The sequence below is a fragment of the Amycolatopsis azurea DSM 43854 genome, assembly GCF_001995215.1.
Taxonomy (GTDB): Bacteria; Actinomycetota; Actinomycetes; order Mycobacteriales; family Pseudonocardiaceae; genus Amycolatopsis; species Amycolatopsis azurea.
Window position 1 is genome coordinate 45,750 of the sequence record NZ_MUXN01000031.1, and the last position, 12,697, is coordinate 58,446.

Annotated in this window: 13 protein-coding genes; 6 read left to right on the top strand and 7 right to left on the bottom strand. The window is 68.5% G+C overall.

Annotated features, from left to right (window positions below):
• Window positions 1-102 precede the first annotated feature (102 nt).
• Window positions 103-765: a hypothetical protein gene (locus B0293_RS39625; RefSeq protein WP_005163097.1), complete on the bottom strand. Its 663-nt coding sequence runs from the start codon at window positions 763-765 to the stop codon at window positions 103-105.
• Entirely contained in the window at window positions 762-1,478 is a 717-nt protein-coding gene (locus B0293_RS39630; RefSeq protein WP_005163094.1) for a helix-turn-helix domain-containing protein, read from the bottom strand. The genes B0293_RS39625 and B0293_RS39630 overlap by 4 nt, the downstream gene beginning before the upstream one ends.
• Before the next feature lie 147 nt (window positions 1,479-1,625).
• On the opposite strand from B0293_RS39630, the gene B0293_RS39635 reads away from it, so the two are divergent.
• Window positions 1,626-3,089 (top strand): alpha/beta hydrolase, encoded by a 1,464-nt coding sequence (locus B0293_RS39635; RefSeq protein ID WP_039919131.1) that lies wholly within the window; start codon window positions 1,626-1,628, stop codon window positions 3,087-3,089.
• A 155-nt stretch (window positions 3,090-3,244) separates the two neighbouring features.
• Window positions 3,245-3,949 carry a GOLPH3/VPS74 family protein gene (locus tag B0293_RS39640; protein WP_052014535.1) on the top strand — a complete coding sequence of 235 codons (705 nt, stop codon included), beginning with the start codon at window positions 3,245-3,247 and terminating at the stop codon, window positions 3,947-3,949.
• Window positions 3,950-3,961: 12 nt separating this feature from the next.
• Here B0293_RS39640 and B0293_RS39645 read toward each other — a convergent pair whose 3' ends face one another.
• Window positions 3,962-4,408 carry a DUF6069 family protein gene (locus B0293_RS39645; protein ID WP_005163086.1) on the bottom strand — a complete coding sequence of 149 codons (447 nt, stop codon included), beginning with the start codon at window positions 4,406-4,408 and terminating at the stop codon, window positions 3,962-3,964.
• A gap of 109 nt (window positions 4,409-4,517) precedes the next feature.
• Window positions 4,518-4,667, bottom strand: coding sequence for a hypothetical protein (locus B0293_RS43615; protein WP_157376432.1), 150 nt, complete (start codon window positions 4,665-4,667; stop codon window positions 4,518-4,520).
• 3 nt (window positions 4,668-4,670) lie between these two features.
• On the opposite strand from B0293_RS43615, the gene B0293_RS39650 reads away from it, so the two are divergent.
• Genes B0293_RS39650 through B0293_RS39660 form a run of 3 tightly spaced genes read left to right on the top strand, consistent with a single transcriptional unit; the run spans window position 4,671 to window position 7,875 of the window.
• The gene (locus tag B0293_RS39650) at window positions 4,671-6,089 is read left to right on the top strand and encodes an APC family permease (RefSeq protein ID WP_039919139.1); all 1,419 of its coding nucleotides are present in this window, start codon (window positions 4,671-4,673) and stop codon (window positions 6,087-6,089) included.
• On the top strand, window positions 6,086-6,526 hold the full coding sequence (locus tag B0293_RS39655; protein ID WP_039919130.1) for a hypothetical protein: 441 nt from the start codon (window positions 6,086-6,088) through the stop codon (window positions 6,524-6,526). Before B0293_RS39650 ends, B0293_RS39655 begins: the two co-directional genes overlap by 4 nt.
• On the top strand, window positions 6,523-7,875 hold the full coding sequence (locus B0293_RS39660) for a dipeptidase (protein WP_052014534.1): 1,353 nt from the start codon (window positions 6,523-6,525) through the stop codon (window positions 7,873-7,875). The genes B0293_RS39655 and B0293_RS39660 overlap by 4 nt, the downstream gene beginning before the upstream one ends.
• Here B0293_RS39660 and B0293_RS39665 read toward each other — a convergent pair.
• The 3 genes from B0293_RS39665 to B0293_RS39675 form a co-directional block, all read right to left on the bottom strand.
• The gene (locus tag B0293_RS39665; RefSeq protein WP_005163075.1) at window positions 7,872-9,917 is read right to left on the bottom strand and encodes an MDR family MFS transporter; all 2,046 of its coding nucleotides are present in this window, start codon (window positions 9,915-9,917) and stop codon (window positions 7,872-7,874) included. The two genes, B0293_RS39660 and B0293_RS39665, sit on opposite strands and share 4 nt — an antisense overlap.
• 286 nt (window positions 9,918-10,203) lie before the next feature.
• Window positions 10,204-11,364 carry an HAF repeat-containing protein gene (locus B0293_RS39670; protein ID WP_322789255.1) on the bottom strand — a complete coding sequence of 387 codons (1,161 nt, stop codon included), beginning with the start codon at window positions 11,362-11,364 and terminating at the stop codon, window positions 10,204-10,206.
• A 131-nt stretch (window positions 11,365-11,495) separates the two neighbouring features.
• Entirely contained in the window at window positions 11,496-12,419 is a 924-nt protein-coding gene (locus B0293_RS39675; RefSeq protein ID WP_005163070.1) for an aminoglycoside phosphotransferase family protein, read from the bottom strand.
• An 11-nt stretch (window positions 12,420-12,430) separates the two neighbouring features.
• On the opposite strand from B0293_RS39675, the gene B0293_RS39680 reads away from it, so the two are divergent.
• The gene (locus B0293_RS39680) at window positions 12,431-12,634 is read left to right on the top strand and encodes a hypothetical protein (protein WP_005163068.1); all 204 of its coding nucleotides are present in this window, start codon (window positions 12,431-12,433) and stop codon (window positions 12,632-12,634) included.
• The last annotated feature ends 63 nt before the right edge of the window (window positions 12,635-12,697 follow it).

A 12,697-nucleotide genomic window follows, 5' to 3' on the forward strand; every position in this document is an offset into this window, starting at 1 on the left:
GTGACGATTCGGGTTCTTGAGCGGCTGATGTCCCCAATGCCACATTGGAGACGCTGAGTGTCTCCAATGTGGCATTGGGGACATCAAGCAGGCCGCTTTCGGTCAGGAAGAGACGGTGTCGATCAGCCGGTTGAACCGGAGTCTCGTGGCCCGTTCGACGGCGGAAAGCACCCCGGCGACGGTCCCCCACGTGGGCAGGTCGACCGGCGAGACGAACCTGCCGACGTACTCGGCGATGGCCGGGGCGCGCGTGAGGGCCTCGATCCCGTTCATGACGTTGACGACGAGCGCCGCCAGGAGGATGAGGAGAGTCACCGCACCGACGACCGCACTCGTACGCGGGAAACGCCGGTCGAATCGTGCCCGCAGTCCTTCCTGCGAACGGTCGTGCGGGCGTAGCGCGCGTTCGGTGCCGTCTTCAGCGACGAAATGGATGCGTTTCAGCCCGAACGCGCTGGTGGCGACCTCGATGACACCGCCGGGCACCGGAAACGACGTCGGCAGATTGGACCGATGGATCTGGACACCGTCCCGGTACAGCGCGGCGGGGCTCTTCCCGACCGCGTCTTCGTGCTGCTTCCGGGTTTTCGCGTCGACCATGTGCCGGACATCGACCGCGTACACATGGGTTTCCCCGGACGGCGTCACGAGATCGAGGAAGAGCACTGAACGGGAGAACAGCTGCCAGAGCCGGTAGTCCGGGAGCGCGCTCCCGTCACCGGGCCTGACTTTGCCGAGCTGCCACCGTCGTTTGAGGTTCTTCATGGTCCTTTCTCTTTCTTCTCGATCAGGGTGTTCAGCCGCCGCAGGACGTCCAGCTGCGCCGGGTTGTACAGCTCGACCAGTCCACTGAGGACCGTCGGTTCGGACAGCGCCACCCTCGTCCTCGCGTCCGTCAAGGACGGCTGTGCCTCGATCTGGTCGCGCGCGACAGGCGCGAGTGCCTCGGCCACCCGCTGTCTCGTGGCTTCGTCGGCGTCGGCCGGTAGCTTGTCGAGCTCCGCTTGCGCCGGATGACGGGGTGCCGCGTGCAACTCGCGCACCGCGTCCATCGTCTCCGCGTCCAGCACCCGCGAGAAGACCATCAGCATCGAACGCTCCACTTCGGACAGATCGGCGACGTCCCCGTCGAAGCCCGGCGGCAGGTCGACGAGACTGCGGCGCTCCAGGATCAACGCCAGTTCCTTCCGCATCCGCTCCTGCCGTTCGATGCTCACCTTCAGTTCGGCGTCCAGCGCGCGCAACGTCCGCTCCGCGTTCCCGTCCGACTCGTCCATCGCCTCGATGTCGGACAGCGGCACCCCCAGATCGACGAGCCGCCGGATCCGCAGCAGCCGGATCAGATGCGAGAGGCGGTACCGCTTGTACCCGTTCGCTCCTCGTTCCGGCTCGTCGAGCAGACCGATCCGGTGGTAGTAGCGGACGGTCTTCAGGGTCGTGCCTGCCAGCTCCGCCAGCTCACGTGTGCTCCAAGCCATCCCCCGAAGTGGACACCATGCCCCTGGGGCACAGTCAAGGAAGATCACCGGATGGCACCCGCGGCGGACGTCTTCTTGACCATGCCCCGAGGGCACGGTCTCTACTCAAAACGGACAGACACCCGACGTGCCACCCGAGGGGAAGCCATGCGGAGAGCCTTGACCATCGTCGTCGCCGCGGCCACGGCCGCAGTGATGTTCGCACCACCGGGACTCGCTGAACCCGGCAAGTCCGCCCAGCCGCTGAAGTGGGGTGATTGCCCCGCCGACGTCGCCAAACACGGCCTGCAGTGCACCACCATCGACGTCCCGCTCGACCACCGGAACCCGGACGGCCCGCAGATCCAGCTCTCGCTCTCCCGCCTCGCGAGCAAGAACCCTGACAAGCGCCGGGGTGTGCTGCTGACCAACCCCGGCGGACCGGGCGGCAGCGGCCTCGACTTCCCGGGTGCGCTCGTCGACCTCAAGATGCCGCAAAGCGTCCTGGACAGCTACGACATCATCGGCTTCGACCCGCGCGGGGTGGGCCGCAGCACCCCGGTCACCTGCGATCTGACGACGGAGCAGCAGAACAGGGGCAACATCCCGCCGTACGCGCGTGACGCGGCCGACGTGCTGACGCACGCCCGGAACTCGAAGATCGTCGCCGACCAGTGCGCCAAGTCGAAGACGGCGAACCTGCTGCCCTACGTGTCGACCGCGGCCACCGCACGCGACATGGACCGGATCCGCGAGGCGCTGCACGAGGACAAGATCTCCTTCCTCGGCTACTCCTACGGCACCCACCTCGGCGCGGTCTACGCCACGCTGTTCCCCAACCGCGGCGACCGGATCGTGCTCGACAGCAACCTGGTCCCGGGTGGTCTGGACCGGGCGGGGAGCCGGCTGTTCGGTCCAGGCATGGAGAAGCGATTCCCGGACTTCGCCAAGTTCGCGGCCGCGAAGCCCGAGTACGACCTGGGCACCACCCCGGAAGCGGTGACCGCGAAGTACTTCGACCTCGCCGCCCGTCTGGACAAGGCACCGGTGCAGGGCTATGACGGCGCTCTGTTCCGGCTGGCGACCTTCGCATCCCTGTACCGCGACAGCCGGATGCCCCAGCTGGCCGAGATCTGGAAGGCGCTCGACACGAACCAGCCGCCACCGCGGATGGTCGCGGCGGAGGCCCAGCCGAATGTGGAAAACGCCGTGGCCAGCCACCTTTACGTGATCTGCAACGACTCCCGCTGGCCGAAGTCGGTGGGCAGCTACCTGCACGACGTCTCCGTCGACCGGAAGCGCTACCCGATGTTCGGCGCGTCCGGGGCGAACATCCGCCCCTGCGCCTTCTGGCGGTCCGAGCCCGCCGAACCGCCCGTGCGGGTCGGTGACCGAGGCCCGTCGGACGTGCTGCTGGCACAGAACACCCGCGACCCGGCGACGCCGCTGTCCGGTGCCGAGCAGATGCGGCGCGCCCTCGGTGACCGGGCCCGGATGGTCACCGCCGACCAGGGCGGCCACGGCGTCTACCTGATCGGCGCGAACAAGTGCGCCAACGACACGGTCACCGCGTTCCTGACCACGGGCGAGCGTCCCCAGGACGATCGCGCCTGCGTGGCGGAACCGGCCTGACCTCCTCCGGTGCCGGGCAGGTCCGCGCCAGGACCGGCCCGGCACCTTCTTCGAAGACCAGCCATTCGAGCGAATCGGCGACGTATGACGCTGTGTCACTGGTCCCGCCGCCACTCCCGTAAGAACATCGAAGGGCGCCCGCTTCCCTGCGGGCGATGTCGAGAACGGGGAGAACAGTGCAGAACGACCTGCTGATCGTCGAGGACCTGCTCTTGTTGCTGCTCGACGACGAGACCGGGACCCCCGCGGCGGCGGGCACGCTGCCGTACACCCTCGGCGGCGCCGTACTCGCCGAACTCGCCCTGCTCGGCAGGGTCGAGACAGGAGAATCCTCAGCGTTGAACGGTCCCCGGATCATCGCGGTGGGCGACGGACCGCTGCCCGACCCGGTGCTTCAGGCCGCCTACGACCAGATCGCCGAGAAGGACCAGCGCGTTCAGCCGCTGCTGCTCGCGATCGGCGGCGACCTCTGGAAGACGCTGACCGACAGGCTGATCGAACGCGGCCTCATCCGGCGCGAAAAGAAGCGGGTGCTCGGCCTGTTCCCCGTGACCCGCCTGCCCGCGGCCGACACGCGGCACGAAGCGGCGCTCCGGGACGAGATCCGCGCCGTGCTGGTGGACGGCAAGACTCCCGACCCGCGCACCGCCGCGGTGACCGCCCTGCTGTCCGCGAGCGGTGCGCTGCCCGCGCTCCGGCCGACCCTCGCGTGGTCGGCGAAGGTCTACAAGCGCGCGAAGGAAATCGAGAACGGCAACTGGGGCGCCGAGGCCGTCAACGCCGCCGTGGTCCGCACGGCAGCGGCGATCGCGGTGTCCACCGCCGTCGTGGCGGTCACCGTCACCACCAGCGCGACGTAACGGGAAGCCGGGTCAGCGAACCAGCCTGCCCGCCCGGATCGCGGAATGGAGGACGCCGGACAACGTGCCGGTGATCAGCAGGCCCAGGAAGAGATTCCCGGCGGCCGTCGCGATCCGGGCGGGCAGGCCGGCGTCGATGCTCAGCGGGATGATCACGGTGATCGCCGTCAGAAGCACCATGATCGACACGAAGAACGACCTGGCGCGCGGTGTCCCGAGCAAGAGGAGATACAGCAACCCGGTCGCGGCCAGCGCGGCGACCGCGGCGCTCATCGCGTAGACCACGACGCCGATGGCGCCCCACGCGCCTTCCCCGGTCGGGACCAGCACGGGCACTCCGAACAGTCCACTCGCGACGAGGACGACCACGATCGCCGCCAAGGCCGCGACCAGTGCCGTCGCTCCACCGCCCGCCCAGAGCCTGCCCACCACGAAACGGTGCCGCACGTCTTCCGTCATGGTCCCCTCCGCGATCTCCCTGTGCCCGGAACGCCTTGCCGCCACCGAAACACAGCGGATCGCCGCCGTACTCCCCCGATCCGGGTGAGCACGGCGGCCGGGCACGTCATCACCGTCGAGCCGTCCCGTGCCGGTCTCGCCCGCAACGGGTGACCCGGCCGGCCTCCGCGCGGACCACGATCGAGCGCACGCCGAGCTCGAGGAGGCCGACGACCATGACGACCGCGAACAGATCGCTCCCCGGACCGGGCGGGAGCACATCGTGAGCACCCGCACCGTGCCGACCACCGCGTGGATCTCCTGGATCGCGCTCGCGCTCATGACGACCAGTTCGGTCGCGAGCCTGCGCCCGTCCCCGACCATGGCCGTGTACGGGCTCGCGGCCGTTTTCCTTTACGTCGTACCGGCGATCGTGTTCCTGCTGCCGACCTCGCTCGTCTCCGCCGAACTCGCCTCCGGTTGGTCCGGCGGGGTCTACAACTGGGTGGCGCTGGGGCTCTCCAAGCCGATGGGTTTCCTGGCCGTCTGGTGCCAGTTCGCGATGACGATCTTCTACTACCCGAGTCTGCTCGGGTACGTCGCGAGCACGCTCGCGTACGTGTTCGATCCGAGCCTCGCCGACAGCGGATGGTGGACGGCCGCGGTCATCGTCGTGATGTACTGGTCAGGGGTCTGGATCTCCTCCCGCGGCACGAAAGGCGTCGCCGGGCTCGCCGGCGGCGGGCTCGTGATCGGCACCCTCCTCCCCGGGGCACTGCTGGTGATCCTCGGTCTCGTGTTCCTCGGGCAGGGAAACCCGTCCGCGGCGCCGATGTCGGCGGGCGACCTGCTCCCCGCTTGGGCAGGGCTGGCCAGTCTCGTGCTGATCGTGAACAACTTCCTGTCCTATTCGGGCATGGAGATGAACGCGGTCCACGTGTCCTCGCTGCGCAAGCCCGGCAAGGAGTTCCCGCGCGCGATGTTCGTGGCGATGGGGCTGGTGCTGCTGATCTTCATCCTGCCGGCGCTGGCGATCAGCTGGATCATCCCGGCCGATCAGTTGTCACTCACCGCCGGGGTGATGCAGGCCTTCGACGCGGTGTTCGCCAACTTCGGAATCCAGTGGCTGACGCCGTTGATCGGCATCATGCTCGTCCTGGCCTCGCTCGGCGGGATGCTGACCTGGCTGGCCGGCCCGTCGAAGGGGCTGTTGCTGATCTCCCGGCAAGAGGGCTACCTACCGCCTTTCCTGCAACGGCTCAACAAACAGGGCGTGCAGCAGAACATCCTCGTCGTCCAGGGCGGGATCACGACGCTCATCGCGCTGCTCTACGCGTTCATCCCGGACGTTTCGAGCGCGTACTGGATCTTCTCGGTGATCACCACCCAGGTGTACCTGATCATGTATCTGCTCATGTTCGTCGCGGCGGCGCGGTTGCGGCGCAAGTTCCCCGATCACCCGCGCGGCTACCGCGCGCCGATGCTGGTCGGGCTGTGCGGGGTCGGGTTCTGCGCGTCACTGGCCGCGCTGCTGGTGGGGTTCGTGCCGCCTTCCCAGTTCGGTTCCGGCAATCCGTGGGTGTACCTCGGGATCGTCGCCGGCGGCGCGCTCGGCCTCGGCCTGCTCGTGCCATTCCTGTTCTACCGGTTGCGCAAGCCGTCGTGGCGGCTGCCAGAGCCATCCGAGACGAGCACGCCATGACCATAGTGGACAGAGGATCGAGCCGTAAACAGCGAAAGACCGTGTATGTCGTGGTGGGCCTGGTGCTGGGTGTGCTGCTGGTAGCCGGATACCTGCTGTTCCGCTCGGCGCGTTCGAACGTCGAAGCGGAGGAGAAAGCCAACATACTGATCACCCGGCTCGTCCAAGAAGGTGCGCGCACGCCGTCTCAGGAGCAGCTCGTCCGGCTGTTCGGCACGGACGGCGGCTCGATCTGCGCCGACCCGGACGCGGCGTTCGCCCGCGCGACGAGCGAGGGCGGGATCTCCGGCGGCGGGCCCGGCACGCGGCCGGTACTCCCGGAAGGCACTCTGGCCCGCGGGCAGCTGCTCGTCGTCGAGGTCTACTGCCCCGAAAAACTCGCGGGCTTCAAGAATTTCCTGAATCAACAAGGCTTCAGCGACGTGACAGGAGGATGAGGGAGATGGATCTCCGTGACCGGGTGAACGAACTGATGCCGCAGGCACAAGAAGAGCTCGCGGAGCTCGTCGCGATCCGGTCCGTCGCGGACCCCCGGCAGTTCCCGCCCGACGAGTGCCGTCGTGCCGCCACCTGGGTGGCGGACGCCTTCACCGAAGCCGGATTCGCCGACACCCGGCTCGCCGACACCCCCGACGGCAGCCAGGCCGTCGTCGGCTCCCGCCCGTGCGGCAAGGAAAACGCGCCGACCGTGCTGCTCTACGCGCACTACGACGTCCAGCCGCCGCTGAAGGACGACGCGTGGCACACGCCGCCGTTCCGGCTGACCGAAGTGGACGGACGCTGGTACGGCCGCGGTGCCGCCGACTGCAAGGGCAACATCCTCATGCACCTCACCGCCTTGCGCGCGCTCGGCGACGACCTGCCCGTCAACCTCAAGGTCGTCGTCGAGGGCTCCGAGGAGCAAGGTACCGGCGGGCTGGAGGCCTTCGTCCCCGAGCACGCCGATCTCCTGCGGGCCGACACGATCCTGGTGTGCGACACCGGGAACGTCGCGGTCGGGCAACCCGCCGTCACGGTCAGCCTGCGGGGCATGGTCACCATGATCGTCACCGTCGACGCCTTGCCGTCCGAACTGCACTCCGGCATGTTCGGCGGCCCCGCCCCGGACGCGCTCGCCGCGCTGGTGTCCGTGCTCGCCACCCTCCGCGACGACGAAGGCAACACCGCCGTCCGCGGACTGTCCAACGACGGTCTCTGGCCAGGAGCCCCGTACCCGGACGCGCAGTTCCGCGTCGACGCCGGGCTCTTCCCCGGCGCGCCGCTGCTCGGGGGTGCCGGAGTCGCGGACATGCTGTGGGCGCGACCGGCGGTGACGATCCTCGGCATCGACTGCCCTCCGGTCGTCGGCTCCGCCGCCGCGATCACGCCACACGCCCGCGCCCGGCTGAACCTGCGGATCCCGCCCGGCGTCGAACCGGACGAGGCGGCGAACGCGCTGACCGAGCACCTGACCGCCGTGACGCCCAGGGGTGTGCACCTGTCGACGGAGGTCGAAGCGTGTGGGCGGCCCTTTCGCTCCGCGATCGACGGTCCAGCCTACCGGGCGATGGCCGACGCGATGCAGGCCGCGTACGGCCGGCCGATGAGCAGGCTCGGGCAAGGCGGGTCGATCCCGCTCTGCACCGTGTTCGCCGAGACGTACCCGGACGCCGAAATCCTGCTCATCGGCGTCGAGGAACCACTGGCACGCATCCACGCGCCCAACGAAAGCGTGGCCCCTCAAGAGATCTCGGCCATGGCACTGACCGAAGCCTTGTTCCTGCGGGACTACGGAAGTCCGGCTTAGACGACCGCCGCGTGCTTCCCGCTCGGCTGGTCCTCGGCGGCCTGGTCCAGGATGCGGTTCGCGACCCGGCCGAGCGCCTCGTCGAGCTCGTCGTGTCCTTCCAGGCCCCAGTCCCGCAGCCGTTCGGCCAACCAGTCCTTCCACGCCCGGATGAGCTTTTCGAGTTCGGCTCGCCCTGTCTCCGTGGTGGCCCACTCCCCGGACTTGAAGACCAGGTGCCCGGTGAACTCCAGGCGTGCGAAGGCGGCTTCGAACACCTCGGGCGGGATGCCGTAGCGATCGCCGATCACCTTCAGGGACGTGGGTTTGTCCCGCCGTTCCCGGAGCCGGACCTGCCCCAGGCACCAAAGCCCGCCAGTACCGAGTTCGCAACCGGACTTCGCGAGGATCCCCGCGGAGGCCGCTTTTCCGTCGCGTGCCAGCAACCGGCCGACAGCGCGCTCGAGATCCTGGTCTCCGTTGCCCGACTCCGGCATCGCGAAACCCTCGCCGAGGTCCGGCGCGGCCGCTCGCGAAGTGTCCCGCAGCGGAACCTCCTTGAGGAAGAAGGCCAGCACCAGCGCGACGAGCCCGACCGGTGCGGCGTAAAGGAACACCGTGTGCAGGGAATCGCTGTACGCCTGCACATAGGGAGCCGACACCGAATCCGGCAAGGCGTGGAGCGCGTTCGGGACCTGCACGGCCCGGGGGTCGATTCCGGGCGGCAGTGGGTGTTCCGCGACCGCCGCGGCCATGTTCGGCGCCAGCTGGTTGGCGTAGATCGTGCCGAAGATGGCCGCTCCGAAAGAAGAACCCAGGGATCGGAGGAACGTCACACCGGAGGTCGCCACGCCCAGATCGCGATAGTCGGCGGTGTTCTGCACGACGATGACCAGGACCTGCATGCTCAAGCCGATTCCCAGGCCGAGCACGGCGAAGTAGAGGGACATCTCCCAGAACCCGCTCGTCGGGGTCAGGCGCGAGAGCAGGTACAGGCCGAGCGTCAGCCCGACCCCGCCCGCGATCGGGAAGATCTTGTACCGCCCCGTCTTTCCGACAACGTTGCCCGCGAAAACGCCGGCCACCAGCAACGCGATCACCATCGGCAGCATCCGCACACCCGAACTGGTCGCCGAGATGCCGTGGACGTATTGCAGATACGTCGGCAGGTACGACAGCGCACCGAGCATCGCGAACCCGACGACGAAGCTCAGGATCGCCGAAACGGCGAACACGGGATTCCGGAACAGCCGCATCGGCAGGGTCGGTTCCTTCGCCCGCTTCTCCGCGAAGACGAACAGCACCAGCAGGATCACCGAGCCGATCGCCATCCCGATGATCGTCGGCGAATCCCACGCGTACTGCGTGCCTCCCCAGCTGGTGACCAGGGTCAGACCGGTCGCGGCCAGCCCGATCAGCAGGATGCCGAGATAGTCGATCACCGGCTTCGCCACGGCCTTCACGCTCGGCATCGCGCTCGCCGCCACGATCAGCACGACGACCGCGATCGGGACGTTGACGTAGAAGGCCCACCGCCACGACAGGTGGTCCACGAACAACCCGCCCAGCATCGGGCCGAGCACCGTGACGACGCCGAAGACCGAACCGAGCACACCCTGGTACTTGCCCCGCTCGCGCAAGGGCACGACGTCGGCCACGAGCGCGGTCGCGGTGACCATCAGACCGCCCGCGCCCAGGCCCTGTACCGCGCGGGCGACGATGAGCCAGATCATGTCGTCGGCGAACCCGCAGAAGAACGAGCCCACCGTGAACACGATCACCGACAGCTGGAACATCAGCTTGCGGCCGAACAGGTCGCCGAGCTTCCCGACGACGACGGTCATGATCGTCTCGGCGAGCAGGTACGAGGTGATCACCCACGACAGATGCCCGGCGCCGCCGAGGTCGCCGACGATCGTCGGCAGCGCGGTGCCCACGATCGTCTGGTCGAGCGCGGCGAGCAGGATCCCGAGCATGACCGCCCCGAACACCGCGTTCCGGCGCTTGCGGCTCAGCACCGGAGGGGTGACGTCCGGTCGGCCGACCTCGGCGGTCGTGGTCATCGAGTCTCCCTCACGTCGGGCACCCAACGTAAGACAGGCCGAGGGTCCGGCGCACTTCGATGATCACCCGATCCGGTGGTCCTCGCGGGGGTCCGAAATGGACCGTCCGTGAAGGCCTCCTTCCCTACCCTCAAGGTAGTGAAGGAGGCCTTCACGGAACTGGCAAAGGTGGCGTGTTCATTCGCTCGCCCACACGCCGACCTCGGTGTCGCGGTGAAGGGGACTTTCCGCGCGTGCGATGAGGGAAAAGTCCCCTTCAGCTCACTGCCCCCGGCGCTGTTCCGTGCTAGCCGAGCGTCCAGTACACCGCGTGGCTCTTGCCCGCGGCGGTGTAGGCGGTCCCGACGACGCGACCGCTGTCGGTGATCCGGTAACCCTTGCTGCTGGTGCCGCCGGGCAGCGTGCCAAGCTGCCTGCGTTCCCCGTTACGGAACCAGATCGTCGCCTGGCTCTTGAAGGTGCCCGCAACGGTGCCGTCCGCGTCGACCGATTCGGCGTCGGCGCCCTTGCCGTCGTCGGGCAGGGCCGTGACGTGACCGTCGAGGTCCCAGAGCAAGGCAGACCGCTTCGGCGGATAGAGATAGCCGGAGCCGACCACGTAACCGGTGGAGCCGATCTGATAGACCCAGACCACGTGGGGACTGGGCCATTCCATCGGATGCCGCACGCCTGCCTGGTCCCACCTCGCCGGAATGGTGGGCCCGCTGCTGGTGTCACGCACGGTCCCGGCGATCACGCCGCTGTCGCTGATCACATGCGCCCCGCTGTTCAGGGCCTGCGGCTCCAGTTCGGTGATCGGCCCGCCGTTAACCCACCGCGCGGACTGGTTCGCCCCGGTGCGGAATCCACCGCCGGTGATGATGGAGCCGTCCGCGGAGATGTCCTCGGCCATGCTCCAGGTCTCGCCCGGAAGCGCGCCCAGATCGGCGACCGTGCCGTCCGGGTCCCAGCGGAAGCCGTGGTACTGGTTGTCCGGTGTCGACCAGCTCCCGACGACGACGTTCGTGTCGCTGATCGCCCACGAGAGCGCGTTGTGGTAGCCGGCCGGAAGCTGGAGCTGGGTCGCCTGACCCACGGCGTCCCAGCGGGTCGGCACCGCGGTGACCGAGGTCAGCACGTAGCCGGCGGAAACCCCGCTGCTGTTGATGTCGCGCACCTGGCCCTCGGTGCCGCCCGGCGTGGGCAGCGCCATGATCTGGCCGTTGGCGTCCCAGCGCACCGGATGGTCGCGCCTCGGGTTCCAGCCCACCTGCGACAGCCCCACCATCACCCCGGCCTCGTTGACCGCCAGGACCGTACTTTCGTCGTCGCCCGGCAGCGTGCCGAGATCCACCGGTCCGACCGGGGTGGCTCGCGCCGTCCCCGTCATCAAGCCGGTGAACACGACCACCGCCGCCGCCAACGACAACGCCCGTCTTCGCCCGGCGGGCACACGATTCCCCATCATGACGACTCCCCATTCCCGATTCGGTTGCGCGATACGCGGACCCCCGGTGCGACCGTAAGGCAATCACTTCGGAAATGGCGCCTGCCGCGATCATGTTCCACACGAACAGCCGAAAGGCGGTATTTGTACCCTCAACCGCGATTGATCGCGTATTCGGAGAAGATTCCGTAAAGGACGCGGCGTGCGTTCGCGGATTCCTCATCGGACCGGTCCACGGTCTGCGCGCAGGCGACCAGCGCCTTCCACAGGGCCCAACCACGTCCGCGTGCCCAGGTCTCCTCGTCGACGGACAGCCTCTCGCGGAACGTCTGCCTGCCTTCGGCGGTCAGCAGCGTCCAGGCGATGGCCATGTCGCACGACGGGTCGCCGACGCCGCAGGTCCCGAAGTCGATGACGGCCGCCAGCTCCCCGCCGTCGAGCAGGAGGTTCCCCGGCGCCATGTCGCCGTGGAACCAGCGGTCCGTCCCGTCCCAAGGGGTGTCCAACGCGGTCTTCCAGATCTCACGGGCGGCGCCGACGTCGATGTGACCGTCCAGCGCCGTGAGCGCACGCTGGACCGTCGCGTCGTAGGTGCGCAGGGTGGCTCCACGGAACCAGTTGTGCCTACCCGGCCGGGGACCGTCGACGGGATCGACGCTTTGCAACGCGGCCAAGAACCCGGCCAGGTCGAGGGCGAAGCGGACCGGGTCGGCGATGCGGTCCGCGCTCGCGGGTTCGCCCTGGATCCACGGGTAGATCGACCACGGGAACGGGTAGTCCGTGCCGGGACGCCCCTTCGCCAGCGGGACCGGGATGGGGAGCGGCAGTCGCGCGGCGAGCGCCGGCAGCCAGTGTTGTTCCTTGTCGACGGCGAGGGCGTACTCGGCCGCGCTCGGCAGACGCGCCACCATCCCGTCGCCGAGCCGGAAGGTGAAGTTGTCCCAGCCGCCCTTGGCCACGGGCCGGACCGGGAGGCCGGCCCATTCCGGGAACTGGTCCTCGATCAACCGGCGAACCTGCTCCGCGTCGACGGTGATGCGCTGGGGCACGGGCCCCAGATCGGGAGTGCTGTTCAAAGCCGGGATCCTTGCTCGGGTGGTCGGCCGGGTGGTTCGACGCGATCTGGCGTTCTGTCCAGCGTGACAGCTCCTCCGGCGCACGCAAGTCCTTTTCGGCCTTCGAACACCCTGCCGCCGACGAGGACGCGGCGGTTTCGCGTGACTGGATGGACGACACGTGTGTCCAGGCGGACGACTCGCGGCAGACCACCGGCTCGGTCGGCTGGTCGTGAGTGGCGTTTCGGGTCATTGAGGGGTAAGGCAAATGTGGCGAGTTCAGTCGCTCGCCCGTACGC